24 protein-coding genes and 3 tRNA genes are annotated in these 25,262 nt (G+C 57.4%); 14 read left to right on the forward strand and 13 right to left on the reverse strand.

Features of this window, described 5'->3' with window-relative positions; translation table 11 throughout:
* Nucleotides 1–91 precede the first annotated feature (91 nt).
* The 3 genes from Z948_RS0101055 to Z948_RS0101065 form a co-directional block, all read right to left on the reverse strand.
* The gene (locus Z948_RS0101055; protein WP_025057725.1) at nucleotides 92–2,635 is read right to left on the reverse strand and encodes a penicillin-binding protein 1A; all 2,544 of its coding nucleotides are present in this window, start codon (nucleotides 2,633–2,635) and stop codon (nucleotides 92–94) included.
* A gap of 150 nt (nucleotides 2,636–2,785) precedes the next feature.
* Complete coding sequence (locus Z948_RS0101060) at nucleotides 2,786–4,000, reverse strand: N-acetylmuramoyl-L-alanine amidase (RefSeq protein WP_025057726.1); 1,215 nt, start codon at nucleotides 3,998–4,000, stop codon at nucleotides 2,786–2,788.
* Nucleotides 4,001–4,073: 73 nt separating this feature from the next.
* Nucleotides 4,074–5,216: a pyridoxal phosphate-dependent aminotransferase gene (locus tag Z948_RS0101065; RefSeq protein WP_025057727.1), complete on the reverse strand. Its 1,143-nt coding sequence runs from the start codon at nucleotides 5,214–5,216 to the stop codon at nucleotides 4,074–4,076.
* 24 nt (nucleotides 5,217–5,240) lie between these two features.
* On the opposite strand from Z948_RS0101065, the gene Z948_RS0101070 reads away from it, so the two are divergent.
* Nucleotides 5,241–6,572, forward strand: coding sequence for a M48 family metalloprotease (locus tag Z948_RS0101070; protein WP_025057728.1), 1,332 nt, complete (start codon nucleotides 5,241–5,243; stop codon nucleotides 6,570–6,572).
* 7 nt (nucleotides 6,573–6,579) lie between these two features.
* The gene (locus tag Z948_RS0101075) at nucleotides 6,580–7,323 is read left to right on the forward strand and encodes a DsbA family protein (protein WP_025057729.1); all 744 of its coding nucleotides are present in this window, start codon (nucleotides 6,580–6,582) and stop codon (nucleotides 7,321–7,323) included.
* A 41-nt stretch (nucleotides 7,324–7,364) separates the two neighbouring features.
* Here Z948_RS0101075 and Z948_RS0101080 read toward each other — a convergent pair whose 3' ends face one another.
* A complete protein-coding gene (locus tag Z948_RS0101080) occupies nucleotides 7,365–8,237 on the reverse strand; it encodes a glycosyltransferase family protein (RefSeq protein WP_025057730.1) in 873 nt (290 codons plus the stop codon).
* A gap of 78 nt (nucleotides 8,238–8,315) precedes the next feature.
* Here Z948_RS0101080 and Z948_RS0101085 point away from each other — a divergent pair, with 78 nt between their 5' ends.
* Nucleotides 8,316–9,131 carry a hypothetical protein gene (locus Z948_RS0101085; RefSeq protein ID WP_025057731.1) on the forward strand — a complete coding sequence of 272 codons (816 nt, stop codon included), beginning with the start codon at nucleotides 8,316–8,318 and terminating at the stop codon, nucleotides 9,129–9,131.
* 73 nt (nucleotides 9,132–9,204) lie between these two features.
* On the opposite strand, the gene Z948_RS0101090 is transcribed toward Z948_RS0101085, so the two are convergent.
* A tRNA-Asp gene (locus Z948_RS0101090) sits at nucleotides 9,205–9,281 on the reverse strand.
* A 208-nt stretch (nucleotides 9,282–9,489) separates the two neighbouring features.
* Between Z948_RS0101090 and Z948_RS0101095 the strand changes: the two genes are divergently transcribed.
* A complete protein-coding gene (locus Z948_RS0101095) occupies nucleotides 9,490–9,927 on the forward strand; it encodes a hypothetical protein (protein WP_025057732.1) in 438 nt (145 codons plus the stop codon).
* Complete coding sequence (locus Z948_RS0101100) at nucleotides 9,924–10,616, forward strand: HTTM domain-containing protein (protein ID WP_245604535.1); 693 nt, start codon at nucleotides 9,924–9,926, stop codon at nucleotides 10,614–10,616. The genes Z948_RS0101095 and Z948_RS0101100 overlap by 4 nt, the downstream gene beginning before the upstream one ends.
* A gap of 36 nt (nucleotides 10,617–10,652) precedes the next feature.
* On the opposite strand, the gene Z948_RS0101105 is transcribed toward Z948_RS0101100, so the two are convergent.
* Complete coding sequence (locus Z948_RS0101105; RefSeq protein WP_025057734.1) at nucleotides 10,653–10,907, reverse strand: hypothetical protein; 255 nt, start codon at nucleotides 10,905–10,907, stop codon at nucleotides 10,653–10,655.
* 203 nt (nucleotides 10,908–11,110) lie between these two features.
* On the opposite strand from Z948_RS0101105, the gene Z948_RS0101110 reads away from it, so the two are divergent.
* On the forward strand, nucleotides 11,111–12,250 hold the full coding sequence (locus Z948_RS0101110) for a CobW family GTP-binding protein (protein ID WP_025057735.1): 1,140 nt from the start codon (nucleotides 11,111–11,113) through the stop codon (nucleotides 12,248–12,250).
* Between the two features lie 171 nt (nucleotides 12,251–12,421).
* Nucleotides 12,422–12,895, forward strand: a complete 474-nt coding sequence (locus Z948_RS0101115; RefSeq protein WP_025057736.1) for a hypothetical protein — start codon at nucleotides 12,422–12,424, stop codon at nucleotides 12,893–12,895.
* 274 nt (nucleotides 12,896–13,169) lie between these two features.
* Here Z948_RS0101115 and Z948_RS0101120 read toward each other — a convergent pair whose 3' ends face one another.
* The 6 genes from Z948_RS0101120 to Z948_RS19150 all read right to left on the reverse strand — a co-directional run bounded on the left by Z948_RS0101120 (nucleotide 13,170) and on the right by Z948_RS19150 (nucleotide 17,145).
* Nucleotides 13,170–13,601, reverse strand: coding sequence for a glyoxalase superfamily protein (locus Z948_RS0101120; RefSeq protein WP_025057737.1), 432 nt, complete (start codon nucleotides 13,599–13,601; stop codon nucleotides 13,170–13,172).
* Complete coding sequence (locus tag Z948_RS0101125; protein ID WP_025057738.1) at nucleotides 13,598–14,989, reverse strand: MATE family efflux transporter; 1,392 nt, start codon at nucleotides 14,987–14,989, stop codon at nucleotides 13,598–13,600. The genes Z948_RS0101120 and Z948_RS0101125 overlap by 4 nt, the downstream gene beginning before the upstream one ends.
* 757 nt (nucleotides 14,990–15,746) lie before the next feature.
* Nucleotides 15,747–15,823: transfer RNA gene (locus Z948_RS0101130), tRNA-Asp, on the reverse strand.
* A 52-nt stretch (nucleotides 15,824–15,875) separates the two neighbouring features.
* Nucleotides 15,876–15,951: transfer RNA gene (locus Z948_RS0101135), tRNA-Val, on the reverse strand.
* A 42-nt stretch (nucleotides 15,952–15,993) separates the two neighbouring features.
* Nucleotides 15,994–16,569, reverse strand: a complete 576-nt coding sequence (locus Z948_RS0101140) for a histidine phosphatase family protein (protein WP_025057739.1) — start codon at nucleotides 16,567–16,569, stop codon at nucleotides 15,994–15,996.
* Between the two features lie 126 nt (nucleotides 16,570–16,695).
* Entirely contained in the window at nucleotides 16,696–17,145 is a 450-nt protein-coding gene (locus tag Z948_RS19150) for an HU family DNA-binding protein (protein WP_025057740.1), read from the reverse strand.
* 135 nt (nucleotides 17,146–17,280) lie between these two features.
* Here Z948_RS19150 and Z948_RS0101150 point away from each other — a divergent pair, with 135 nt between their 5' ends.
* Nucleotides 17,281–17,463 (forward strand): hypothetical protein, encoded by a 183-nt coding sequence (locus tag Z948_RS0101150; RefSeq protein ID WP_025057741.1) that lies wholly within the window; start codon nucleotides 17,281–17,283, stop codon nucleotides 17,461–17,463.
* Nucleotides 17,464–17,595: 132 nt separating this feature from the next.
* On the opposite strand, the gene lon is transcribed toward Z948_RS0101150, so the two are convergent.
* On the reverse strand, nucleotides 17,596–20,007 hold the full coding sequence (gene lon / locus Z948_RS0101155; RefSeq protein ID WP_025057742.1) for an endopeptidase La: 2,412 nt from the start codon (nucleotides 20,005–20,007) through the stop codon (nucleotides 17,596–17,598).
* 332 nt (nucleotides 20,008–20,339) lie between these two features.
* Between lon and pcaF the strand changes: the two genes are divergently transcribed.
* The 6 genes from pcaF to paaE all read left to right on the forward strand — a co-directional run bounded on the left by pcaF (nucleotide 20,340) and on the right by paaE (nucleotide 25,260).
* Complete coding sequence (gene pcaF / locus Z948_RS0101160) at nucleotides 20,340–21,548, forward strand: 3-oxoadipyl-CoA thiolase (protein ID WP_025057743.1); 1,209 nt, start codon at nucleotides 20,340–20,342, stop codon at nucleotides 21,546–21,548.
* A 42-nt stretch (nucleotides 21,549–21,590) separates the two neighbouring features.
* On the forward strand, nucleotides 21,591–22,583 hold the full coding sequence (gene paaA, locus Z948_RS0101165) for a 1,2-phenylacetyl-CoA epoxidase subunit PaaA (protein WP_025057744.1): 993 nt from the start codon (nucleotides 21,591–21,593) through the stop codon (nucleotides 22,581–22,583).
* A gap of 89 nt (nucleotides 22,584–22,672) precedes the next feature.
* Nucleotides 22,673–22,972 (forward strand): 1,2-phenylacetyl-CoA epoxidase subunit PaaB, encoded by a 300-nt coding sequence (gene paaB / locus Z948_RS0101170; protein ID WP_025057745.1) that lies wholly within the window; start codon nucleotides 22,673–22,675, stop codon nucleotides 22,970–22,972.
* Complete coding sequence (gene paaC, locus Z948_RS0101175; RefSeq protein ID WP_025057746.1) at nucleotides 22,972–23,730, forward strand: 1,2-phenylacetyl-CoA epoxidase subunit PaaC; 759 nt, start codon at nucleotides 22,972–22,974, stop codon at nucleotides 23,728–23,730. The genes paaB and paaC overlap by 1 nt, the downstream gene beginning before the upstream one ends.
* Nucleotides 23,727–24,185 (forward strand): 1,2-phenylacetyl-CoA epoxidase subunit PaaD, encoded by a 459-nt coding sequence (gene paaD, locus Z948_RS0101180; RefSeq protein WP_025057747.1) that lies wholly within the window; start codon nucleotides 23,727–23,729, stop codon nucleotides 24,183–24,185. Before paaC ends, paaD begins: the two co-directional genes overlap by 4 nt.
* Before the next feature lie 7 nt (nucleotides 24,186–24,192).
* Nucleotides 24,193–25,260 (forward strand): 1,2-phenylacetyl-CoA epoxidase subunit PaaE, encoded by a 1,068-nt coding sequence (paaE, locus tag Z948_RS0101185; protein ID WP_025057748.1) that lies wholly within the window; start codon nucleotides 24,193–24,195, stop codon nucleotides 25,258–25,260.
* The last annotated feature ends 2 nt before the right edge of the window (nucleotides 25,261–25,262 follow it).

Raw genomic sequence — 25,262 nt, forward strand, 5'->3', positions numbered from 1 at the left:
GCGTCTGCGTAGGGCCGCCCATGTGATAGACCAGCACTTGATCCGCTACAAGACGTGCAAACCGGTTTTGCCAGCCCGCCGCCCGTTTGCCTTAGTACAAACCACCCGAGCTAAGCGTGCCAAAGCCCGCCTTTGGACCAACGATCGCCTTCTTACCGGTCGAGGTTGTGACCTCTTTGGCTTTTGAACCGCCGACTTCCTCAACCAGCGGCAGATCAGCCCCCATGGCAAAGCCACCATCAAAGGTCACACCAAAGTTGATGAATTCGCCTTCGCGGAAACACTCGGACACAACATTTTTGCCTTTGGCATTTGCGCCCAATCGCGCGCCGGTAAAGCGGTCGATCTTGATGAATTCACATCCCTCAGGCGCGCTGAACTTGCCGCCGCCGTATTTCTTGACCGCCTTGGACATAAAGCGCTGGAAAACAGGGCCACACATGCCGCCACCTGATGCCCCACGCCCCAAGCTGCGCGGCTGGTCGTACCCGATGTAACACCCCGCAACGATGTTTGAGGTAAAGCCGACAAACCACACATCTTTTGCATCGTTTGTTGTGCCCGTCTTACCCGCTGCTGGCACGCTGAGGTTCACCGTTTTGCGCGCTGTCCCGCGATCCACAACACCCTTCATCATCGACGTCAGCTGATAGGCTGTCACAGGGTCCATCACACGTTCACGGTTAGAAACCACGCGCGGGCGGCGCCCTGCCTCCAAGGTCGGCTGCTTGCAATCGTCGCACACACGCTTGTCGTGCTTGTACACGGTGCGCCCATATCGGTCTTGCACGCGGTCAACCAATGTCGGCTCAACCCGCTCGCCCCCGTTTGCGAACATCGCATAGGCAGCAACCATCTGGTACAAGGTCGTTTCTTGGGACCCCAGTGCGTTCGCCAAAACAGGCGAAAGGTTCTCATATACCCCGAAACGTTCAGCGTAATCACCAACAACGTTCATCCCGACCTCTTGCGCCAAACGAATGGTCATCAGGTTACGCGACTGCTCAATCCCCGTGCGCAGCGGCGTCGGACCGTAATAGCGTTTGGAGGCGTTTTTCGGGCGCCACACGCCTTGGGGTGTGTTGATCTCAATCGGGGCATCCACAACGATGGTCGCTGGGGAATAGCCGCTGTCCAGCGCAGCCGCGAAAACAAACGGCTTAAAGCTGGAACCAGGCTGGCGTTTGGCCTGTGTCGCGCGGTTAAACACCGACGCCTGATAGCTAAAGCCACCCTGCATCGCGATCACACGGCCTGTGTTCACGTCCATCGCGACGAAACCACCCTGCACCTGCGGCACCTGCCGCAAGGTCCAGCGAATGAAAGAACCATCCGCATCCGCCACCATACGGCGCACCAGCACGACCTCGCCAACCTCAACCAATTTGCCCTTCGGGCCCAGCTTGCCATCGGAAAGACGCTTGCGCGCCCACGCCATATCTTTTGGCGGAACCCAGTTGCCGCCCTGCGCATTTTCTACGCTTTCAATCCCCAGACGCGCGCCCTTATCACCGACTTCCAAAACCACAGCGGGGAACCATTGGGTCTCAAGGAAAATATCACGCGGCACACGCAAATTGCTCAGCGCTTCGCGCCATGTCGCCTCGTCTACCAAGGCCTCGGGCGGCAGGGTTTCCCTTGTACCGCGCCAAACACCTTGGCTGCGGTCATATTGCTCTAGCTGGCGGCGCAGCGCATCAGCCGCAATCGGCTGCATCTCATTGTCGATGGTTGCGCGTACCGTCAAACCGCCTGTGAAAAACTCACCCTCGCCAAAGTCTTCGGACAGCTGGCGGCGGATTTCATCCGAGAAATAGTCACGCGGCGGCAGATCCGCCTTAAAGCTTTCAAAATCACCATTCTGAACCGAGCGCAGCGGCTGTTCGCGCTCCTGCATATAGACTGCTTCGGTGATATAGCCGTTTTCGGACATCTCACGCAGAACAAAGTTTCGCCGCGCCAGCAGGCGATCCTTGCGGCGCACAGGGTGGAAATCTGAGGGCGCCTTGGGCAGGCTGGCCAGCATTGCCGCCTCATGCGGGGCAAGTTCGCTCAGCGTTTTGTTGAAATAGGTCTGGCTGGCCGCAGCAACCCCGTATGAGTTCTGCCCCAAGAAGATTTCGTTCATATAAAGCTCAAGGATCTTCTCTTTGTCCAAAGCCTCCTCAACACGCGCGGCCAGAATGATCTCTTTGATCTTCCGCTCGGCGCGGCGGTCCCCCGACAGCAAAAAGTTCTTCATCACCTGCTGGGTGATGGTCGAGGCCCCGCGCACATCTCTCCCGCGTGAGCGCACCGCATCCACCGCAGCCGCGCCAATACCGCGCAAATCATAGCCGTCATGGTCGTAAAAGTTTTTGTCCTCAGCCGAGATAAACGCCTGTTTGATCAGGTCGGGAATCGTATCGGCAGGGGCAAACAGGCGGCGCTCTTTGGCGAATTCATCAATTAGCCGCCCTTGGCCCGAATAAATCCGGCTGATCGTTGGCGGCGTGTATGAAGCCAGAGATTCGTGGCTGGGCAGATCGCGTCCATACATCCAGAAAATCGCCCCAATCGTCAGGGCCACCATGCCAATAGACATTGTTAGGGTGGTAAAAATACCCCCAAAGAAAGATAGGATCATCCGAAACACGCGCGACAGCTCCTTAATTGGCTGCTTGAATTAGCTTTCCCTATACGCGCATCAGCGCCAATGGTCAAAAGGCAAGCACGGGGAATTGTGGCGAAACGCCGCCCAATATCCCAACGCGAAACCCGCACCCCCTACCGCAAGGCGCGCGTGCTATTGGCGGATCAACGCCGCGTTGGCCTCATCCGCGTCCCGCCATGCCAAAACCGATTTTGTGATCCCCTCGGCCATGCCCTGCCGCCAGATAGGATCGCTGAGGTTTGCCAGATCACGATCCGAACTGAGAAACCCGATTTCCACCAACACCGAAGGGATATCTGCCGATTTCAAAACCGAAAAACCCGCCTCGCGCAGCGGACGGCGGTTCATCGGCCCTCCGGCCTCGGCCATCCCTGCGGCCAAATGCTGGGCCAGCGCCAGCGAGCGCGGCGTGGTTTCTAACCGTGCGTAATCTAACAAAATTTCTGCGACCTGATCGTCCGATCCCGTCAAATCCATCCCGATCAACACATCGGATCGGTCATGGCGCGCAACCAACTGCTGGGTCGCCTCATCCGCCGCGCCTTCGGACAACGTGTACACCGTGGCCCCCTTTGCCCCGCCTTGGCGCAGGATGTCCGCATGCAGCGAAATGAACAAATCCGCATGGTGGCTATGGGCCAGCGCCACACGGGTTTGCAGCGCAACAAAAATGTCCTCATCGCGGGTCAGCACCACATTCACCCCCGCCCGACGCAGCGCATCCGCCAAGGTGCGCGCAAAGCTCAGGATGATGTGCTTTTCGCTCACGCCTTCGCGCTCGGCCCCGGGGTCAATGCCGCCATGGCCGGGATCGATAACAACGGTAAACTTTCCGTCATCGGGTACCTTCGGCAGCTGAGCGCGCAGAAAACCACCCGCCCAATTGGGATCGGCAGGCGCGCCAGAGGCCGCGACAAAATCCGCTTCATCCGCGGTCTTGAGCGATATCTGCAACGTGGCGCGCCCTGTATTTGGATCAACGGGCATGCCGATCTCTTTGGGCAGCATCGGTTCGGCCAAATCCGCCACCAAGCGCGACCATCCGGGCTGAAACGCGCCAAAGCGCACCGCGCTCACGCGCCCCTGCTCGGGCAGAATATCCCCCGCCGTCACGCCAGAAAAATCCGCCTCGCGAAAATCAATCACCAGCCGCGCAGGATCGCTGAGCGTAAAGACGCGGAAAGGCACACCTTGGCTCAGCGCGAGGGACAATTCCGTGCGCCCCCACCAGCCATCCGTAATGGAACTGCTGGCCGCATCGACCCGCGCATGGGCCGTAAGCCCCTGAGCCACCGCATGAGATGCGAAGGCCAAGGCACAGATAAGGCTAAGTAAAACTGTTTTCATCACCGCTCCGGCCAAGATGCGTCTGGCTCTTTGGCTGCATCCTATCACTCTGGGTTGTGCAGGGTCCAGCGGTTCAACGCGATTGCATGAATGCCGCCAGCCGCGCCAGCCCTTCGCGAATGTCATCCGTGCTACGCGCATAAGAGAACCGCAGCGTGGTATGGCCACGGATCGGATCAAAATCTAACCCCGGAGTGACGGCAACACCCGCCTTGTCCAAAATCTCGGCCGCCAAGGCGCGGCTGTCATTGGTGATCTCGCTCACGTCAGCATAGACGTAAAACGCGCCGTCTGGTGGCGCGATGCGGTCAAACCCCGCCTTGGGCAGCCCGTCCAGCATCAAGGCGCGGTTGGCACGGTAGACATCCATATTGGCTTGCAACTCATCCTCGCAATCCATCGCGGCAAGGGCTGCCACCTGCGAGGCATGGGGCGCGCAGATGAACATATTTTGCGCGATCCGTTCCACCACGCGTACCTGATCTTCGGGCACAACCATCCAGCCGACGCGCCAGCCTGTCATCGAGAAATATTTGGAAAAGCTATTGATCACATAGGCTTCGTCCGTGATCTCCAGCGCGGTCACCGCCTTTTTCTCATACTCGACCCCGTGATAAATCTCGTCCGAGATGAAAGACGCCCCCGTATCATGGCACGCGTTGATCAGCGCCGACATGGCGGGGCGATCCAGCATCGTGCCTGTCGGGTTGGCAGGTGAGGCCACCATCAAACCTTGCAAATCCATCCCCGCAAAATCGCTTGGCACAGGTTGGAAACGGTTTTCCGCAGCACTGGGCAGATCAACGGGCTGCATACCCAAGGCGCCCAAGATCTGGCGATAGCTCGGGTATCCCGGTGCGCCGATGCCCACACGGTCGCCACTGTCAAACAACGCGGTAAACGCCAAGATAAAGCCGCCAGACGACCCCGAAGTAATCACCACCCGCGCAGGATCCAGATCGACGTTATACCACTCGCCATACATCCGTGCGACACGTTCGCGCAGCGCAGGCAGCCCCAAGGCCACTGTATACCCCAGCGGACCCGCATCCATCGCCGCCGTCAAAGCGCGCGCCGCCCCCTTTGGCGCACCTGTACCGGGCTGGCCGACCTCCATATGGATGATATGACGCCCCGCCGCCTCGGCTGCTGCTGCGGCCTGCATGACGTCCATCACAATAAAGGGATCGACCTCGGATCGGGTTGAATTCCGCATGGTTGCGCTCCTAAACTGGTTTTCATGAGCTTTCACCTGATCCGCCTTGTCCCGTCAATAGCAGCGATGCTTGTCGTGGCGCTTCTTGCCCTCCCCGCTCAGGCAACCAGCCTGTTGCGTGATGCGGATATGGAACATGCGCTGAAACAAATCTCGGCGCCGATCCTGCGGGCGGCAGGGCTGAACCCGAACCGCGTGAAAATTCTGGTGGTGAACGAAGCCACGCTAAACGCCTTTGTGGTCAGCAATGACGCTATCTTTGTCCACTATGGGCTGATCAACAAAATGCAAACGGCAACCATGTTGCAAGGCATCATCGCCCATGAAGCAGCCCATATCGCCAATGGCCATATCGCACGGCGCTTGGGCAACCTGTCGAATGCGCGTACCATTTCGGGCTTGGGCATTGCATTGGCCGCCGCCGCTGCCGCCGCAGGCAATAGCCGCGCAGCAGGCGGCATCGCCCTTGGCACCTCAACATCCGCACAACGCGCCTTTCTCAGCCACACCCGCGCCGAAGAAGCCTCGGCCGACCAATCTGGCGTGCGCTATATGAAGGCCGCAGGCGCCTCCCCGCAGGGCCTGTTCGATGCGCTGAGTATCTTTGCAGGGCAAGAAACGCTCAGCGCGGGCCGCCAAGACCCCTATATGCGTTCTCACCCGCTCAGCCGCGACCGCATGCGCGCTGTTGCAGGTTATGTCGCCAGCTATGGCACCCTCCCCAAAGACGAGACCGCGGAATACTGGTTTGCGCGCCTCAAGGGAAAAATCACCGCCTATACCCGCGCACCCAGCTGGACGCTGCGCCGCCTGAACAAAGAACCCTACCCCGATGTGCGCCTGCTGCGCGAAGCCGTTGCCCTGCATCGCAACTCCAAAACCAAAAAGGCGCTTGCCGCGATAGACAGCGCCATCGCCGCGCGCCCCTATGATGCCTTCCTGCGCGATCAAAAGGGGCAAATCCAGCTAGAGACGCGCAATTTTGCCGCCGCCGCCAATACCTATGCCAGCGCCGTTAAATACGCGCCAAACGATCCGCTGGTGCTCTCGGGCTATGGCCGCGCCCTGCTGGCCGCTGGTCAGGTGAAAAAATCGCTCGGCGTGCTCGAAAAATCGCGCCGTCAGGATTACCGCGATGGCTCGATGCTGCGCGATCTGGCAACCGCCTATGCAAAGACAGGCCAGCAAGGCATGGCCGCCCTCATCACCGCCGAGCGCTTTGCGCTGGGTGGACGGCTGAAAGACGCCGGAATTCACGCGCGACGCGCATCAGGCCTTTTGTCACAGGGCTCTGGCCCTTGGCAGCGCGCCCAAGATGTGTTGATTGCGTCCCAACGCGCTGCAAAACGAAAGTGAAAACAACATGAAACGCCTTCTCGCCACCTCTGCCCTGCTGGGCACCCTTGCCACAGGCACCTTTGCCGCCGACCTCAAAGAAATGAGCGACGAAGAGCGCGCCCTGTTTCGCGCCGAAGTCCGCGCCTATTTGTTTGAGAACCCCGAGGTGATCATGCAGGCCGTCGAAATCCTGCAACAACGCGAGCAGCAGCAACAGGTTCAGGCCGACGTTGATCTGGTGGCCCAAAACGCCGATGCAATCTTTAACGACGGCTATTCATGGGTGGGCGGCAACCCCGAAGGCGATATCGTGCTGGTCGAATTCCTCGACTATCGCTGCGGCTATTGCAAACGCGCCCATGACGAGGTCGCGCAGCTGCTCGAAAGCGATGGCAACATCAAGCTGATCGTGAAAGAGCTGCCAATCTTGGGCGAAGCCTCGGTGCTGGCCTCGCGCTTTGCCGTGGCTGTGAAACAGGTTTCGGGTGATGATAGCTATAAGGCCGTTGCCGATGCGCTGATGACCTTCCAAGGGGACATCTCTATGCCCGCCCTGCGCCGTTTGGGCAGCACCTTTGGGTTGGACATGGCCGCCGTCGAAGAGCGGATGAACGGCGACGAAGTCACAGCCGAAATCGCCGCAACCCGCGCCTTGGCGGGGACTTTGGCGATCAACGGCACGCCCACCTTTATCCTGCAGGACGAATTGCTGCGCGGCTACCTGCCGCTGGATCAGATGCAAGCCCGCGTTGCCGACAAACGCGGCTAAAGAAACGGTGGCGGGGAAATCCCCGCCACCAAAACGACGGCCTAGATCAGCCCGACAAAGCGATCCGGCAATTGATATTGCGTATCATAGGCGGGGCGGTTGAATTCGAAAAATCCCGTGTCCCCTCTGGGTTTGAACGACCGCTGCATGCGTTTGCGCATAAAGCCAAGGTCAAACCCCTCTTCCAGCTTCAGCGCCTCGAACCCTTCAAACATCTCACGGTCTTCGCCGCGCGCCTCTGAAAACCAGTGCCGCCCGATTGACGTGCCTTTGATGTCATCGCCCATCTCGCTGGTCACCGCGTTGCGACGGTCCATTGCGCCTGTGTATTGGCCAAAGTCACAGAACTTTAGGTGAAACATATATAGGTCATCTGGCGTGTGCAGCTTGGGGTATTGCGCAAAATGCCCCCCACGCGAAATCTTGGCCGGAGCAGAGACAACACAGGGTTTGGAATAATGCGGCGCAGGGCGCACATAGCGGCGCGGCCCAATGATATTGTCGGTGATCTCCTCGGGCTCGATATCAATGCGGTGAATAACCTCTAACCCCAGCGGCGTGAGGATACGCTTTTCCGGCGCCTCCTCTAGAAACTGTAGCAGGTTCTTGCCGCTGGCAGGGTCCACCACCACCAGCTCGTCCACATCGCCCACAATCACGTGCTTGTAGTAACGGCGCAAACCACCAACGAGATTATTCAAAAGCCCCCAACGCTTTACGTCAAAGTTCTTATGCGGATCACCTGGAATGCCAATCACATTGCACCCCACGGCCAACTCGGCCACCTCGGCCCCGTAACCATGATTGATCACATAGCAATTCTGGCGGCCGAACATCTCGCCATAGTGTTTCAACCACGCCTTTAGAAAAAACGCGTCATCGCGCACCATTGTGACTGCGGCAACTGTCTGCATGCCTCTTCCTTCTTTTCATTCCCCGCCGAATTTCGCACACTGCGGGTTGCAAGCGCAGTAAGCCGTGAGAGACGTAAAATGACAATGGCCCCAAAGACGATATTGCCCCCAGAACCCGCAGGTTTTGCCGATTTCACACGTGATCTGGCGGCTGACATGGGCAAAACGGGCTGGCATTTTCACAAATCCACCGATGGCCCCTTTGATCGGTTCCAAGTTCTGGGCGAGCGCGGCTGCGGCACCAACGTCATTCGCAAGACGGTTCAGGACGCGCTGAACATCAAACGCACCGAGGCTTTGGGCTGGAAACATGGCGTTCCGAATATGATCGCCCTGCCCCCGACCTTTCTCACCATCTGCGCTGTGCGTGCACCGCAAAAATGGGCGCACTCGCTGTATAAACGCCCGTGGCACGCCGCGCCGCATGTGCAATCGCTGGGCTTTGTCGATTTCCTGCGCTCTCCTTGGGAATCCTACGTGGATAAACTGGGCCATTTCGACGGGGTCGCGCCGCGCCTGCATCCGCTGGGCGAAGAGCTGCAATGGGACCGCCACCCGATCACGGGTGCGCGGTATGAAAACATCTTTGCCATGCGCAACCTCAAACACCGCGCCCTGCTTAGCCTGCCCACCCGAGGCGCATCCGTGGTCTATGTTTCGCTTGATGCGTTCAACGCAGCCCCCGAGGCCTTCCTTGCCGATCTTTCAGCCGCCTTTGACCTGGCCTTCACCGAAAAAGGCTACGCCCCCGTTGCGCGCCGCATGGGCAACCGCTGGACCGCTGCGGTAGAAACACGCGCCCCCGCGCCCGACACATGGGCCGCCGACGATATCACATGGATGAACAGCCAACTCGATTCCGAGATCGAAACCGCCCTAGGCTTTGCGCCCTAACCGCCATCGCCCAAAATCACAAACACCCAAAACGCAAAAAGGCCTCCCGAAGGAGACCTTTTCAATGCAGCAGTGGCGCGGTTGACGGGGCTCGAACCCGCGACCCCCGGCGTGACAGGCCGGTACTCTAACCAGCTGAGCTACAACCGCGCGCTGCGTCTCTTTGGCCTAAACCTCAGAGCGTTCGTGCGGAATAGGCCAACCCCTTTGATGCGTCAAGAGATTAGTTGAGCGCTGGGGCGTTTTCTTTTCTATTTGATGTATCACGCGTCGCCCTTGAGCAGCCAAACCAAAGGCCAAAGACGAGGTATGTCATAGGATTCACACGGCCTTAACGCAGGTTCCGTTAACTCGGCCTATGTTCAAAACCCTGTCTTTGGTCCTGCCCGTCCTTATCCCGTCTTGGAGCTTTTTTCAGTCCATCGAACCCTCTCCGAGGGTCCAATGGGTGCTGCGCGCGTCCAATACCGATAAATCTGCCGATTGGCATGAATTCCACCCCCGCCCAGCAACCGTTGGGGCGCTGCAAATGATGATGCGGCTTTTCTGGAACCCCGACCGCAACGAAGAGCTATTCGTCGTCAGCTGCGCCGAACGCATCCAGCTACAGCCAACCGCCCACAGCATAAACGAAATCCGACGGCGCATTCTGCCCGAAATCGAAAAACGCAGCCTTGCCAATCCTGACACGTATTTCCAATTCAGACTGGTGTTTGTGCATCGCGACCAAAACGATCTGGTCCAAGAGGTTGTGTTCCTCTCGGATCGCTTTGCAACAGTGGACCCACAATCATGATGGCCTTGGACAGCGCGATGCGCTTAACCGAAATCCTTGTCGCGCTGGCCTTTTTGCAGCAATGCGCCGAACATATCTTTGGGTCGCGTGGATCGCGCCTGTTGTTCACCCCGCGCGCGATTCTCAGCCTTTTGTTGCTGGCGGGCAGCCACAGCCAATGGGTATTGTTAGCCCTGTCTGCCCATAGCCTATTGGTTTTGCACCGTTATCAAGGGCCCTATAACGGCGGCAGTGACCGCATGGGGCTGTTGGTTTTGTATTGCCTTAGCCTTGCGCGCTGGATGCCCGACGGCATCGCCACCGAAGCCGCATTCGGCTATCTGGGCCTTCAGGTGGTCCTGTCCTATTTCATCTCTGGTCAGGTCAAAATCGTTAACCCCGAATGGCGTAGCGGGCGCGCCTTGCAAGATGTGTTCAGCTTTTCCGCCTATCCCGTTGCCCAATCCCTGCGCGCCCTCTCTCTGCGCCCTCGCCTGCTGTGGGCGGCTTCATGGGCCGTTATTCTGTTTGAGCTCGCCTTCCCCCTCAGCCTCTTTTCCCCCGTGGCCCTTACCCTTGCCCTGCTCATCGCGGCCAGCTTCCACGTGGCAAATGCCTGCCTGTTCGGACTTAATCGTTTTGTGTGGTTCTGGATCTCGGCCTACCCGTCCATCCTCTGGCTTCAGGGGCGCCTTGTTGCGCAGATATGATCCCCCATTGGCAAAGGCCAAACCAGCCAGCCCCTTTCAAATCACTTCGGCAATATCGGGGTAACCCACCTTTGAAACTGGCTTGTGAATCGTCAGGAGCTTTTCGCGAAAGCTTAAATCCGTAATACGGACCAAAGTCGCAGGCCCTGGGCAGCTGGGATCAGTGCAGATCGTCTCACGCACCGATACAATGCAAGCCGCCCCTTGGCCAAGGCGCTCTCGCACCAATCCTTTCACACGCTGTGTGTGCCACAAGGTTTTTGCCATCCCCATTGGTGCGCGTTCAGTCATCCCGCATCCCTTCCATCAGCTTTCCCCTATCACAAGCCGTCCAAGCCCACCCGACCAAGGCCCATGCCCCGCCTATCGGCGCCCGAACGAGGGCGAGGGTTTCGGTGTGGCATCTGGGGATCTTAGGCCTCTTGCAGGCGCTTATGTTATAACATAACTTAAATGCACATAGGCTTTCCCGTTGTAAAGAGGCGCAAACCAGAATGACATCCGATGACACCCGCATTCCCGTCACCCTGCTCACCGGTTTTTTGGGCGCTGGCAAAACAACGCTGCTGAACCACCTGATCCGCGACCCCGATGCCGGACGCGTTGCCGTCATCATGAACGAATTCGGGGATGTGGGCCTTGACCATGACCTGATCGAAGAGGCCACCGAAGAAACCGTTTTGCTGCAATCAGGGTGCTTGTGCTGTGCCATCCTTGGTGATCTGGCCAAGACGCTGGAAGGGCTGATCGCAAAACGCAAAGCAGGGCAAATCAGCTTTGACCGCGTGGTGATCGAAACCAGCGGCATCGCCGAACCCGCGCCGATTGTTCACACGCTCGCCACCGATTTCGGGATCGCTCAGGCCTTTCGCCTAGACGGCGTGGTCACACTGGCCGATGCGGCGACTGGCATGAAAACGCTGGATCAACAGTTCGAAGCGGTGAACCAAATCGCCATGGCTGACGTGATCATCCTGTCCAAAACCGATCTGGTAGATCCTTTCGACCTCTCCCGCTTTGAAAAGCGCCTTGATGGGATAAACACATCCGCGCGCCGCATCCGCGCAGATCAGGGCTGCGTGCCCATGGGGACGCTGTTTGGCCTCTCCGCGATGCGCACAGGGGTGAGCACCGACGAGCTAGACGATTGGCTAGGCATAGCGCAGGAAACGGTTAAACCTGATCCGCTCGCAGGGCTTTCCGGCTTAGCCCCTGCACCCGCGCCTCCGGCCGCGTTTACCCCCGCCGCTCCCGCCGCCCATGATCATCGGATCAACTCTGCCTCGATCACCGTGGCCGAGCCTATCCCTGCGAATGTTTTTGATTTCTGGCTGGATACGCTGATCGCCCTGCGCGGGCCTAACATCCTGCGGATGAAAGGTATTTTACATGTTGAGGGGCTGGAATACCCGTTCATCTTTCACGGCGTGCAGCACATCTTTGACGCGCCTGTCCCGTTCAAAAGCTGGTCTGGCACAGACACCACCAGCCGCGTCGTTATCATCGCGCGCGACATGGCCAAAGCAGAGCTTGAGGCCAGTCTTGAAATGCTGCTGATGCGCTGCAAGGCTGGAAACCCGTCACAGGAACAATCGGGCGGCATGATGGTCGACACCACCAATTTCCCCTACTGACCCCGCACAGGCGCAGGCCAAACAGCTTTACGCGAACTAACCCTATCCCCGAAGGCTCAGTCCTGATATAGCTACGCGCGGCGAAAACTGGGGTGGCGCAATTTTCCAGCCCAACCTGAAATTTGCCACGGCTTTTGCCGTCACTACCCGTATCGTAAACAGGAGCGTCCCTTGCAGATCACCCAAACCGACATCGAAAAAGCCCTAACCATCTGGGGCAACGGCAAAGTTACCATCTCGAAAGCATTCGAAGAAGGCGGTATCGAAGCAGCCCGCAAGATCGCCTCGGCCAATATCGATAACTACTATGGCTACAACCTTGGGCCTGTTCTGTTCAAACCCACAATGGCCAGCGGCGCCCAGACGTTCCGCCCCACCAAAGAAGGGGCACTGGCCTATTTCTGCGGCCACTCAGAAGAATACCCGCTCGACAATGGGTTTGCGATCATGGGGTGGCGCTCAATGGAAAGCATCACCTCGGCCAGCTTTATTCAGGGCGATGTTGCAATGTGGATGGGCTGGGTCAAGCTGACCGATAAAAATGGCGCCGTGACCACCGTCGACAAAAGCTTTGGATACAAAAAGGACGCCGACGGCAATCTGCGCATCGTCCTCCACCACTCCTCACTGCCCTACCAGCCCTAAGGCGATCACCAAACCGCCCCAAGATCCCTCTTTGATCGCCCGCGCGTGTGTCACAAGGGCTTAAACGCCCTATCGACTATATGATAGAACCACGCGCGGGCACTTGCCCCAATACCACGGCGTTTCTCAATCAGACCATCAGGCCCCCGTCGAGTAATTCCGCCCAAACCAGACAATAAGCGCAACTTGGCTTGATGTTCGGAGTGCGGACAAAACGGCCATTGGCTTCAATCGTGCCAATGGCCGCTTACAGAAAAAGAACCGACCTTCTCAGTCACCATAAATCGATTTGAAGGTGTGCCTGCCCGTCGTTTGTTCTTTCAACTGAATGCCCTTTGGGACCAATTACACCACGAATGCGCGAGCGGAAATTTGAAAAACCATCGGACGTGACAACATCAACGGCTTCATCAAATTGCAGCTCGAGCCGGAACCATCCTGGCCTCATATTCAAAATTGACACTACCTTTGCAGTGAACGGTTTCGATAGATATGTTCTGCTAACCCTTTCACCGACGGCCCAGCCCTTGGGCGGCTCGTTTCCGATGGCGGCAAGCATCGTGTTCCAATCACGGAACCCATGTTGGTGGGCGACCAATTCGAGGGACTTGGCATGTCCAATCTCCGCCCCGTCTTCGGCCATTTTGTAGCGCAAACGTTTTGCTTGAGCCTTGGCTTGCGCTGCTGACGAAAGTAGCATTGTCATGCTTCTGTTCCTCCTTCCATGTGGAATATTCCCCATTTCAACGTGGAATTACGGCCCGCGTTCCACAACACCACAGCGGTAAGGCCCAACAACATCAGTTCCGCAAACGGACCCGCGTACCAGACGCCAATTTCACCAAACCAGACGGGTAAAATGAAGGTCAAGGGGATCGCAAAGGCGTAGGGTTTTGTAAGCCCCAGCAAAGCAGCCTTTCCAGCGGACCCAATCGCTTGAAAATAAGTCGCGACCATCATCAACGGGCCCATCATGAAGAAGACACTGGTCATCACAGGCAAGATACGAGCGACCTCATCAATGACGGCTTGCTCCTCTACAAATGCACTGGCGATTTGAGTCGGCAAGCTCATCACCGCAATCTGGACGATTGTGCAGTAAATAAGCGCGATCCAAAGCGCAAAGCGCAGGCTTGCATCTGACCTTTGCCAGAGCCCGGCGCCATAGTTGTTGCCCGTGATCGTTTGCATAGCGAACGACAGCCCCAAAAGCGGAAGGAAGGCGAACGTGATGACCCGAGTAATGATCCCGTAAGCTGTGATGGTGTCAGCATAACCCGGGCGCCCAACCCATTGCAGGGCTGCGATGATCGCAGCAGACCCGAGGGCTAACCCGATGAAATTAAGGCTCTGTGGTGCGCCTAGTGCGAGGATCTGCCCCCATTTTCCGCGCAGGGAATGGGACAGCAGGGTCGCAAGACGCAGCGATGTATCTCCAAACACACGGAACGCAAAAATGATCGCAAACGCGAGCGCCTGTGCCGCCGCAGTCCCGTAAGCTGACCCAGCGACGCCCATGTCCAGAACCGCGATGAACACGTAATTGAACCCGATGTTTGCAATCGACACCAGCAGACTCATCGCGGCCATAAAACCTACGCGCCCTTCGTTGCGCAGCGTATCAGAATTGACCGACAACACGAACAACAGCGGTGAGAATAACACCGTAATCCGCAGGTAGACGAACCCCATCTGAGCCAAAGTCTCTGACCCACCAGCGGCCAGCAATGCAACTGGCTGCCCCAATAGGATGAACAATACGATCAGAACGATGCCCAACCCAATGGCCAACCCATGTGCGCCCGCAAACGTGTCACGTGCGCTGTTCATGTCGCCAGCGCCAAGGGAACGCGCCAGAAGGCTCGACATGCCGTTCGCCACCAACGTGGAAAGCGCCACAATCAGCATGTAGATCGGAAACATCACCGTGACCGCCGCCAGCGCATCGGGACCAACAAAAATGCCCAGAAATAGCGCATCTGCAACGGACAGGAGCCCGTTCATGCCCATCACAAAAATGATCGGGAGTGCGGTCTTAAAGTAGATGGTGCCAAGTGGTCCATCCGTGAATGTATTGGCGGGGGTATCAGTCATATCCCATATCTCTCTTGCCTGATCGCGCAGTTTGAGATGGGACCCGCATTACCATCCGCGCGATATGCGGAAAGAGGTATATAGAGAATTACGTCGCAGAACTTAACCAAGACAAATGTCAGCGGGAGGCAGGCGTCTACAGCCTACACGTTGGCTAGTCTGAAATTTTTCCGTCGTCAAGCGGTTAGCAAGCGTCCGGTTTGGGGAAAGTTGACCTTCGTCGCGTCGCAGAAAAACGGTAAAGTGGGCTCATTCCTGCCATTCGCCGCCCTTTGCCCGAACGTCCGGTTCCAATTGTCTGGGACAGTTGTTGGTGAAAAGATTGGGTCATCCGACGTTCAAGAAAAATGCTACATTGGGGCATTAGCACCGCGATGCATGAAAGGCGTCGCACGGGCGGGACACGCAGGAAGAGCCGGACCCTATTGGATCGGGCACGCCATCTGGCCCTTTCTCAGGTAACGAACCGAGCCTCCACGACCCAGCCTTGCATCCGCCTGTTCCTCCCACCATCTACGCAAAACAACCTACTCTGCGCTGCCTCACAACCCTTCATCTAATGTTAACCAATGCCACCGCACGCCCTGTTACTGCGTGAATGCCGCAAAATCGGTGTACGCGCGGTGTACGCGCCGTGCACAGGGATCACATCGCGCAAACCCAACGTGCTATGGCGTTAACCCTCAAAAACAGGATTCGCGCAAAACCGATGACACCTGTTGCCAGCGTACGGTATGACATTTCGAAAAAGGAGAAGTGGCGCGGTTGACGGGGCTCGAACCCGCGACCCCCGGCGTGACAGGCCGGTACTCTAACCAGCTGAGCTACAACCGCGCAGTGCTGCCCTTTGGTGGGGGCAATATGTCTCCCGCCCCGAGGGGTGGAATGGTGGGTCGTGAGAGGCTCGAACTCCCGACATCTTCGGTGTAAACGAAGCGCTCTACCAACTGAGCTAACGACCCGATGAAGCGTGATTTAGACTAACACTTCGGGTAGTGCAAGCCTCATTCGAGACGTTTTTGCACAGTATTTTTCAAGGCGAATATTATGCCCTGTCCGCCACCCATTTCTGCCAGCCCATCGCGCCCTACGCCGGTGACAATTGCGCGGATCATACGCGAGGTAATGCCATGGGTAATCAGGACCGAAGGCCCCTTTAGATCGTTCAGAAACGCGGTACATCTTTGCTCTAACGCGATGAACCCCTCGCCGTTCGGGGCCATTTCATACAGCTCTAGCGCGCCATCAGGACCATCCAAAAACCCTTTGCCTTCAGACAGTTCGCTGCGCTTGCGCCCTGCCCAATCGCCCACGCCGATTTCGCGCAGGCGAGCATCTGTATGGATATGGGTAACCTGCCGCGCCAAAGCAATTGCCGCCGTTTCAAAGGCACGCCCCTGCGGGCTGCACAGAATATCAAACCCCGTCAGGTCCACAGTTTCGAGGATTTCCGCCTGCCGCTGCGCCTGCTTTTTCCCCTCAGCCGTGAGCGGAGAATTCAGGCTGCCCTGCATTTTTCCTTGGGCATTCCATTCGGTTTCGCCATGACGAAGAACATAAAGATCGGGATAATTAGTCACAAATCAGCTTTCGGGATTTTTGGTGCCACAAACGCGACTCGCTTGCGGGTGATTCAGGGGGCGCAATGCGCCCTCTGCGATGGTTCCAAGATGTCAGGGATGCCCCAAACCAGAGTGCAACAGATGTTACTCTTCTGCTGCGTCGCCCTCAGGTTTTGGTGCCGCGTTCAGTTGCGAGGTTTTCTGGCGCAGCTTCACAACCAAAGCACGGCCATCAGGCAATTCCTTGCCACGCTGTACTTTCAACTTTCCAAGCGGAGGCAGGTTCATTTCCCGCTGCTCGCCAAAAGCATCCCCCAGCACGGCCAGCATCGCCTCAACGACGGGCTTCACGTCTTTCTTCTTCATGCCGGAACGTTCGACAACCAATTCAAAAAGCTCCTTTTTCCGCAGATCATTGCTCATCACAACGGGTGAAAGCGTATCCACGACCGAAGGTGTCGCTGTGTTGGCGCGAGGTGTGTTGGACGTGTCCACCTCTGTCACTGAATCCACTACAGGTGCCGGCACTTTTGTTTTGCGTTTGCTGGTTTTTGGAACCGCTGTTTTCGAAGATGTTTTTGCTGTCGTCGCCATGTTTTACCGCTCTTTCGCTCAATGCTTTGGGTTTTTCTTTTATTATTATAAGAATCCGGCGGAAAAATCCACCTAAGCTTGACCCCATCAACATTTAGCGTGACAAATGGGTATCAACACTAACTGGGGGATAAAATGAAACCTATCGTTGCACTTCTGGCCTTTGCCGCTCTTACATCAACCGCCACAGCAGGCTCGCTTGCTGATCCGGTTATCGAAGCACCCGTCATCGTGGAAGACGCTTCAAGCTCAAGCAGCGGCACATTGTCAGTTGCACTGCTGGGCCTACTTTTGTCGTTGCCACTGCTGACCGACTAATCAAAGCCCGAATGACATTCAACGGCTTGCCCCACTGCCATGGGGCAAGCCGTTTTTTATGGCACCCCCTACCCTGAAACGAAAAACGCCCCCCAGTTTCCTGAGGGGCGTCATTCAATCATTTTTCAGCGGTTAGTGGGCTGTGGCACCGTCTGCGCCACCAGCCTTGGCCGCAAGCGCGGCTGCTGCCGCTGCTTCTTCTGCCGCTTCGTCCCATTCAATGGGCTCGGGCTGTGATACCAACGCGTGTTCCAACACCTCCGAGACATGGCTCACTGGAATAATGGTCAGCCCCTCTTTTACGTTGTCGGGAATGTCCGGCAGGTCTTTTTCATTTTCCTGCGGGATCAACACCGTTTTGATACCACCGCGCAGCGCAGCCAGCAGTTTTTCCTTGAGGCCGCCAATTGGCATTGCATTCCCGCGCAGCGAAACCTCACCCGTCATGGCGATGTCCTTGCGCACGGGGATCTTGGTCAACACAGAGACAATCGATGTTACCATCGCCAGACCCGCGCTAGGGCCATCCTTGGGCGTTGCACCATCGGGCACGTGCACGTGGATATCGACCGTATCAAACACCGGCGGCTTCACACCGATCTGCGGGCTGATTGAGCGCACATAAGAGCTTGCCGCGTCGATGCTTTCTTTCATCACATCGCCCAGCTTACCCGTTGTTTTCATACGCCCTTTACCCGGCAGGCGCAGCGCCTCGATATGCAACAATTCGCCGCCGACCGATGTATAGGCCAATCCGGTTACAACACCGATCTGGTCATCCTTTTCAGCCAACCCATAGCGGTACTTTTGCACGCCAAGGAAGTCATCAAGGTTGTCGCCCGTCACCGTGATGCTGTCGGCCTCTTTACGCACGATCTTGGTCAGCGCTTTGCGCGTGACTTTTGCGATCTCGCGCTCAAGGTTCCGCACGCCAGCCTCGCGGGTGTAATAGCGGATCATACCAGTCAGGGCGGAATCCTCGATCTCAAACTCCTTGGCCTTCAGGCCGTGGTTTTTGATCTGCTTGTTCACCAAATGCTGCTTGGAAATCTCCAGCTTTTCATCCTCGGTGTACCCCGACAGCGGAATAATCTCCATCCGGTCCAGCAAAGGCCCGGGCATGTTATAGCTGTTAGAGGTGGTCAGGAACATCACGTTGCTGAGGTCATATTCGACCTCAAGATAGTGATCGACAAAGGTGCCGTTCTGCTCTGGATCAAGAACCTCCAACATCGCCGAGGCCGGATCGCCACGGAAATCCTGCCCCATCTTGTCGATTTCATCGAGCAAGATCAGCGGGTTCGTGGTTTTTGCCTTTTTCAGCGCCTGAATGATCTTACCAGGCATAGAGCCGATATAGGTGCGACGGTGGCCGCGGATTTCGGATTCGTCACGCACCCCGCCCAGCGAGATACGGATAAATTCACGACCCGTTGCCTTGGCCACAGATTTCCCAAGCGACGTCTTACCCACACCAGGAGGGCCGACAAGGCACATGATCGGGCCTTTCAGCTTGGACGAACGTTGTTGCACCGCCAGGTACTCCACAATGCGTTCTTTGACTTTTTCCAGACCATAGTGATCCGCATCCAGAACAGCCTCGGCTTTTGCGAGGTCTTTCTTGACGCGTGACTTAACACCCCACGGGATGGACAGCATCCAATCGAGGTAGTTACGCACAACGGTCGCTTCGGCAGACATCGGGCTCATATTTTTGAGCTTCTTGATCTCTGCATCCGCTTTTTCTTTGGCTTCTTTGCTGAGCTTGGTCGCGGCGACCCGCTCTTCCAGTTCGACAACTTCGTTTTTGCCGTCCTCGCCATCGCCCAGCTCGTTCTGAATGGCTTTCATTTGCTCATTCAGGTAATATTCGCGCTGGGTTTTCTCCATCTGGGTTTTGACGCGGGTTTTGATCTTTTTCTCAACCTGCAACACAGACATTTCGCCCTGCATCAGGCCATAGACCTTTTCAAGGCGTTCAGACACGCTGAGCGTTTCCAGCAGGTCCTGTTTTTGATCAACTTCGATCCCAAGGTGCCCTGCAACCAAATCCGCCAGACGCGCAGGATCAGAGGCTTCACCCACAGCGGCAAGCGCCTCTTCGGGGACGTTTTTCTTGACCTTGGCATAGCGCTCAAACTCATCCCCAACGGAACGCAGCAGCGCCTCGGTGGTGTCAGGATCGCCAGCGGTTTCGGTCAGGTATTCGGCACGCGCTTCAAAGAAGCTGTCGTTCTCGAGGTATTCGGTGATTTGCACACGCGCCTGCCCTTCGACCAGCACCTTTACGGTACCATCGGGCAGTTTCAGCAGCTGCAACACATTGGCCAGAACACCCGTCGTGAAAATGCCATCGCTTTCTGGATCATCAACACCTGGGTCCATTTGGCTGGACAATAGAATCTGTTTGTCATCCCCCATGACTTCCTCAAGGGCGCGGACAGATTTGTCGCGACCGACGAAAAGGGGAACAATCATATGTGGGAATACGACGATATCGCGCAATGGAAGTACGGGATAGCTCGCGTTCAGAGGCTCGTGCATGCTCTTTTCCTTATCTTGGCAAAGCGGCACCAGTCCCTCTTTGAGGCAACTTTCGACCGCTTCCTGTATGGATAGGATATTTGGGCACCCTACCCGCCTGTTTCAATGGTGAGCCTGCTTTTTTCGGCCCGTTTGCTATAACATGGCGTGATCGCTAACTATGGGCAACTGCCGAATGGCCTACGTTTGAGAGAAATCTTCAGTGCTTTGGCAGAAAACCGCATTAACGTTACCATTCAGGCAGCAATTTTCCAAATTTGTAACGCAATCCTTGATCGACACCCCAAACGGCGCTATCCTCGCCGAAATAAATCTATCGGGAGGAGATCAACATGGCTGATGCCTTTATCTGCGACGCAGTGCGCACACCTATTGGGCGTTACGGTGGCGGTCTGTCCTCTGTGCGGGCCGATGATCTGGCCGCGGCCCCGCTAGCCGCTCTTATGGCGCGCAATGGCAGTGTCGACTGGACGCAGATTGACGATGTTTTCATGGGCTGCGCGAACCAAGCAGGAGAAGACAACCGCAATGTCGCCCGTATGGCTGCCCTGCTGGCTGGCCTGCCTGTTGATGTACCCGGGATCACGTTGAACCGTCTTTGCGCCTCTGGATTGGATGCGGTCGGCCAAGCCGCCCGCGCCATCCGCGCAGGTGACATGGATCTGGCCATCGCCGGTGGGGTCGAAAGCATGAGCCGCGCACCCTTTGTGATGCCCAAGGCCGAAACCGCCTTTGGCCGCGCCAATGCGGTTTATGACACAACCATCGGCTGGCGTTTCGTCAACAAAAAGATGCAGGGCGAATATGGCGTGGATTCCATGCCCGAAACCGCAGACAATGTTGCGGATGACCACGGCGTCAGCCGCGCCGATCAGGATGCATTTGCGCTTCGCTCGCAACAACGTTGGGCCGCAGCCGATGCCGCTGGCATCTTTGCCGAGGAAATCATTCCTGTCACCATCCCGCAGCGCAAAGGGGATCCAAAGATCGTTGATCGCGACGAACACCCCCGCCCCCAGACCGAAGCAGCCGCATTGGCCAAGCTGCGCGGCATCAACGGGGTTGATAAAACGGTAACCGCTGGGAATGCCTCGGGCGTGAATGACGGCGCGGCGGCGATGTTGATCGCCTCTGAAGCGGCGGCTGCCCAGCACGGGTTGAAACCCATGGCGCGAATTGTTGCCATGTCGGCTGCTGGTGTGGCGCCGCGGGTGATGGGCATTGGCCCGATCCCAGCCGCCCAAAAGGTGCTAGAGCGCGCAGGCCTCACCATCGACCAGATGGATGTAATTGAACTGAACGAAGCTTTCGCCTCGCAAGGGCTTGCCACTCTGCGCGCTTTGGGCGTGGCGGATGACGCGCCGCATGTAAATGCCAACGGGGGCGCGATTGCGATTGGGCACCCGCTGGGCATGTCTGGCTCTCGTCTGGCGTTGACCGCGGCCTACCAGCTTCAGCGCACAGGCGGGCGCTATGCGCTGTGCACCATGTGTGTCGGCGTTGGCCAAGGTGTCGCCCTTATTCTTGAACGCGCCAGCTAGGCGCCCCACCCCACCCGAAGCTTTCTGAAAGGATCTGAGACCATGTATGCACAGATGATCAAATCCACTGGCCAAGGCGTTAAAACCCTTGATGAGATGGACCCGCAAGAACGCGCCTTTCAAGAGCGTATCGACGCGGGCGGCAAGATCGAGCCGAAAGATTGGATGCCCGACGGGTACCGCAAGAACCTGATCCGCCAGATCGGCCAGCACGCGCATTCGGAAATTGTGGGCCAACTGCCCGAGGGCAACTGGATCACCCGCGCCCCGACATTGGAACGCAAGGCGATCCTGCTGGCCAAGGTGCAGGATGAGGCAGGCCACGGCCTGTACCTTTATTGTGCCGCTGAGACGCTGGGCATCACCCGCGACGAGATGTTCGAGGCCCTGAACGCGGGCAAGATGAAATACTCCTCCATCTTCAACTACCCCACACTGACATGGGCCGACATGGGGGCCGTTGGCTGGCTGGTGGATGGCGCGGCCATCATGAACCAAGTCCCGCTTCAGCGCACCTCTTATGGCCCCTACGCGCGCGCTATGGTGCGGATTTGCAAGGAAGAATCCTTTCACCAGCGCCAAGGCTTCGACATCATGATGAAGATGTGTGACGGTTCGGAAGCGCAAAAGAAGATGGCGCAGGATGCGTTGAACCGCTTTTGGTATCCTTCGCTGATGATGTTTGGCCCCTCCGACAAAGACAGCGTGCATTCGGCGCAATCCATGGCGTGGAAGATCAAGATGAACACCAACGACGAGCTGCGCCAAAAGTTCGTGGACCAGACCGTGCCGCAGGCCGAATACCTTGGCCTCAGCGTGCCTGACGATACGCTGGCATGGAACGAGGAAAAAGGCGGCTATGACTTCGCTGAACCCGACTGGAACGAATTCTTTGACGTGCTCAAAGGCAACGGCCCTTGCAACCATGACCGCCTCAGCACCCGCCAAAAGGCGTGGGATGATGGCGCGTGGGTGCGCGATGGCATGCTGGCCCACGCAGAAAAGAAACGCGCCACAAAAATGGCTGCTGAGTAAATGGCCGCCGCGTAACAGCGCCCTTGCAGCGCCCCTAAACGACATCAACCAGACGTGCCGCGCCCCGCGTGCGCACCGGAGGAACCACAATGACCCAACCAAAACGCACGGGCGAATGGCCCCTATTCGAAGTTTTCATCCGTGGTCAGCACGGGCTGAGCCACCGCCACGTCGGCTCGCTTCATGCGCCTGACGCTGAAATGGCGATGAAAAATGCGCGCGATGTGTATACGCGCCGCAATGAGGGGGTCTCGATCTGGGTGGTCGAAGCCGAGGCCATTCATGCCTCAGCGCCCGGTGACAAAGAGGCGCTGTATGATCCGTCAAACGACAAGGTCTACCGCCACCCTACCTTCTTTGATGTGCCAGACGAAGTGGGCCATATGTAATGACCCAAGACGCGCTTTTTCAAACCCTGCTGCGGCTGGGGGATAATACCCTTGTTCTGGGTCACCGCGTTTCGGAATGGTGCGGCAAGGCCCCTGTTCTGGAAGAAGATATCGCCCTTGCGAACACCGCGCTGGATTTCATCGGTCAGACGCAGATGTGGCTGGGCTATGCCGCCGAGGTTGAGGGCAAAGGCCGCAGCGCGGATGATCTCGCTTTTCTGCGCGATGTCTGGGATTTCCGGAATATCCTGATGGTTGAACGCCCCAATCTGGACTTTGGCCATACAATGATGCGCCAATTCCTGTTTGACGCCTATCACCGCGCCCTTTTGGCCGCGCTGAGCACGTCCTCGGATACGCGCATCGCGGAAATCGCCGCGAAATCGGTGAAGGAAGCGACCTATCACCTTGAACGCTCGGCGGAAACGGTCATCGCCCTTGGGGATGGCACCGAGGTAAGCCATGCCAAGATGCAAGAGGCGCTGAACCTGCTTTGGCCCTATGCGGGCGAGATGTTTGAGGCGGATGCCACCGATCAGCTGATGATCGACGCAGGTGTTCTGCCCGATCCAATGCCCCTGCGGGCGGAATGGATGGAGAAGGTTTCTCAGGTCATGGCTGAGGCGACCCTCAGCATCCCAGAGGATGATTTTGCCCATAAAGGCGGCCGCAGTGGCGCGCGCCATACCGAACATCTGGGTCATATGCTGACGCAAATGCAGTGGCTGCAACGCGCCTATCCTGGTGCCAACTGGTGAAACCCGATGTGGCGACAATCTGGGGCTGGCTGGACGAAGTTCCCGACCCTGAAATCCCTGTGATTTCAGTGGTGGATCTGGGCATCATCCGCGATGTCAGCTGGCAGGGCGATACGCTGGAGGTGGCGATCACGCCGACCTATTCAGGCTGCCCTGCCACCAGCATCATCAATCTGGATGTTGAAACGGCGCTGCGCGATCGCGGGCTGACGGATATCCGGCTCAGAACCCAGATATCGCCCCCATGGACCACCGAATGGCTATCCCCCAAAGGCGCGGCCAAGCTGGAGGATTACGGGATCGCCCCGCCCTCTCCCGCTGGTGGTCCCGCGCAATGCCCCCGCTGCAAATCAACCGATCTGCAAAAAGTGAGCCAGTTCGGCTCGACCCCTTGTAAGGCCCATTGGCGCTGTCTGAGCTGCCTAGAGCCTTTCGACTATTTCAAATGTATCTGAGGTAAACATGGCGCGTTTCCAATCCCTGACCGTCACAGACGTTCACAAAACCATCCGCGACGCCGTTGTGGTCAGCCTTGCGGCGCCCGAAGGTGATGATTTTGACTTTATCCAAGGGCAGTATCTGACCTTTCGCCGCGATTTTGATGGCGAAGAGCTGCGCCGCAGCTATTCGATCTGCGCAGGCCTAGACGACAACACGCTACAGGTCGGTATCAAACGGGTTGAGGGCGGCGCTTTTTCCACTTGGGCCAACGAAGAGCTAAAGGTCGGCGACACCCTAGAGGCGATGCCGCCACAGGGACGGTTTTACACCGACCTCAACGCGGATGCGCAAAACCACTATCTGGGCTTTGCGGGTGGGTCGGGGATCACCCCTGTTCTGTCGATCCTGCGATCGGTCCTCACGCGCGAGCCGAACTCGCGCTTTACCCTGGTCTATGCCAACCGCGCGGTGAACACGATCATGTTCCGCGCCGAGCTGGAAGACCTGAAAAACACCTATATGGGCCGTGTGAACATCATTCATGTGCTCGAGGCCGACGCGCAGGACATTGACCTGTTCACAGGTCGCGTGGATGAGGAAAAATGCGCCAAATTGTTCAGCAGCTGGATTGATATCAAATGCGTAGACACCGCGTTCATTTGCGGCCCCGAGCCGATGATGCTGGGCATTGCGGCGGCCTTGCGCAGCCATGGATTAAGCGACGAGCAGATCAAATTTGAACTTTTCGCCGCGTCCCAGCAGGGGCGCGCCAAACAGCGCAAGGTTTCGGCAACCGATGCCGCCGCCCATGCCACAACAGAGGCCTCGGTTAAAATGGATGGCGCTGTGCGCAGCTTTACCATGCCGCGCGATCAAAGCCTGCTGGATGCCGCGCTGGATAACGCCGTAGACGCGCCCTTTGCCTGCAAAGCGGGGGTGTGTTCGACCTGTCGTGCGCGCGTAACCGAAGGCGAGGTCGAGATGCTGACCAACCATGCGCTGGAAGATTACGAAGTGGCCGCTGGTTTTGTGCTGACGTGCCAATGTTACCCGCTCACCGACACGGTGAAATTTGACTATGACCAGTAAAG

The organism is Sulfitobacter donghicola DSW-25 = KCTC 12864 = JCM 14565, assembly GCF_000622405.1.
In the GTDB taxonomy this organism is placed as follows: Bacteria; Pseudomonadota; Alphaproteobacteria; order Rhodobacterales; family Rhodobacteraceae; genus Sulfitobacter; species Sulfitobacter donghicola.

Bases quoted from the DNA above. Each gene is read 5' to 3' on its own strand.
- Z948_RS0101060 (WP_025057726.1), bottom strand. From the start codon at position 4,000: ATGAAAACAGTTTTACTTAGCCTTATCTGTGCCTTGGCCTTCGCATCT.
- Z948_RS0101065 (WP_025057727.1), bottom strand. From the start codon at position 5,216: ATGCGGAATTCAACCCGATCCGAGGTCGATCCCTTTATTGTGATGGAC.
- Z948_RS0101070 (WP_025057728.1), top strand. From the start codon at position 5,241: ATGAGCTTTCACCTGATCCGCCTTGTCCCGTCAATAGCAGCGATGCTT.
- Z948_RS0101075 (WP_025057729.1), top strand. From the start codon at position 6,580: ATGAAACGCCTTCTCGCCACCTCTGCCCTGCTGGGCACCCTTGCCACA.
- Z948_RS0101080 (WP_025057730.1), bottom strand. From the start codon at position 8,237: ATGCAGACAGTTGCCGCAGTCACAATGGTGCGCGATGACGCGTTTTTT.
- Z948_RS0101085 (WP_025057731.1), top strand. From the start codon at position 8,316: ATGACAATGGCCCCAAAGACGATATTGCCCCCAGAACCCGCAGGTTTT.
- Z948_RS0101095 (WP_025057732.1), top strand. From the start codon at position 9,490: ATGTTCAAAACCCTGTCTTTGGTCCTGCCCGTCCTTATCCCGTCTTGG.
- Z948_RS0101100 (WP_245604535.1), top strand. From the start codon at position 9,924: ATGATGGCCTTGGACAGCGCGATGCGCTTAACCGAAATCCTTGTCGCG.
- Z948_RS0101105 (WP_025057734.1), bottom strand. From the start codon at position 10,907: ATGACTGAACGCGCACCAATGGGGATGGCAAAAACCTTGTGGCACACA.
- Z948_RS0101110 (WP_025057735.1), top strand. From the start codon at position 11,111: ATGACATCCGATGACACCCGCATTCCCGTCACCCTGCTCACCGGTTTT.
- Z948_RS0101120 (WP_025057737.1), bottom strand. From the start codon at position 13,601: ATGACAATGCTACTTTCGTCAGCAGCGCAAGCCAAGGCTCAAGCAAAA.
- Z948_RS0101125 (WP_025057738.1), bottom strand. From the start codon at position 14,989: ATGACTGATACCCCCGCCAATACATTCACGGATGGACCACTTGGCACC.
- Z948_RS19150 (WP_025057740.1), bottom strand. From the start codon at position 17,145: ATGGCGACGACAGCAAAAACATCTTCGAAAACAGCGGTTCCAAAAACC.
- Z948_RS0101150 (WP_025057741.1), top strand. From the start codon at position 17,281: ATGAAACCTATCGTTGCACTTCTGGCCTTTGCCGCTCTTACATCAACC.
- lon (WP_025057742.1), bottom strand. From the start codon at position 20,007: ATGCACGAGCCTCTGAACGCGAGCTATCCCGTACTTCCATTGCGCGAT.
- pcaF (WP_025057743.1), top strand. From the start codon at position 20,340: ATGGCTGATGCCTTTATCTGCGACGCAGTGCGCACACCTATTGGGCGT.
- paaA (WP_025057744.1), top strand. From the start codon at position 21,591: ATGTATGCACAGATGATCAAATCCACTGGCCAAGGCGTTAAAACCCTT.
- paaB (WP_025057745.1), top strand. From the start codon at position 22,673: ATGACCCAACCAAAACGCACGGGCGAATGGCCCCTATTCGAAGTTTTC.
- paaC (WP_025057746.1), top strand. From the start codon at position 22,972: ATGACCCAAGACGCGCTTTTTCAAACCCTGCTGCGGCTGGGGGATAAT.
- paaE (WP_025057748.1), top strand. From the start codon at position 24,193: ATGGCGCGTTTCCAATCCCTGACCGTCACAGACGTTCACAAAACCATC.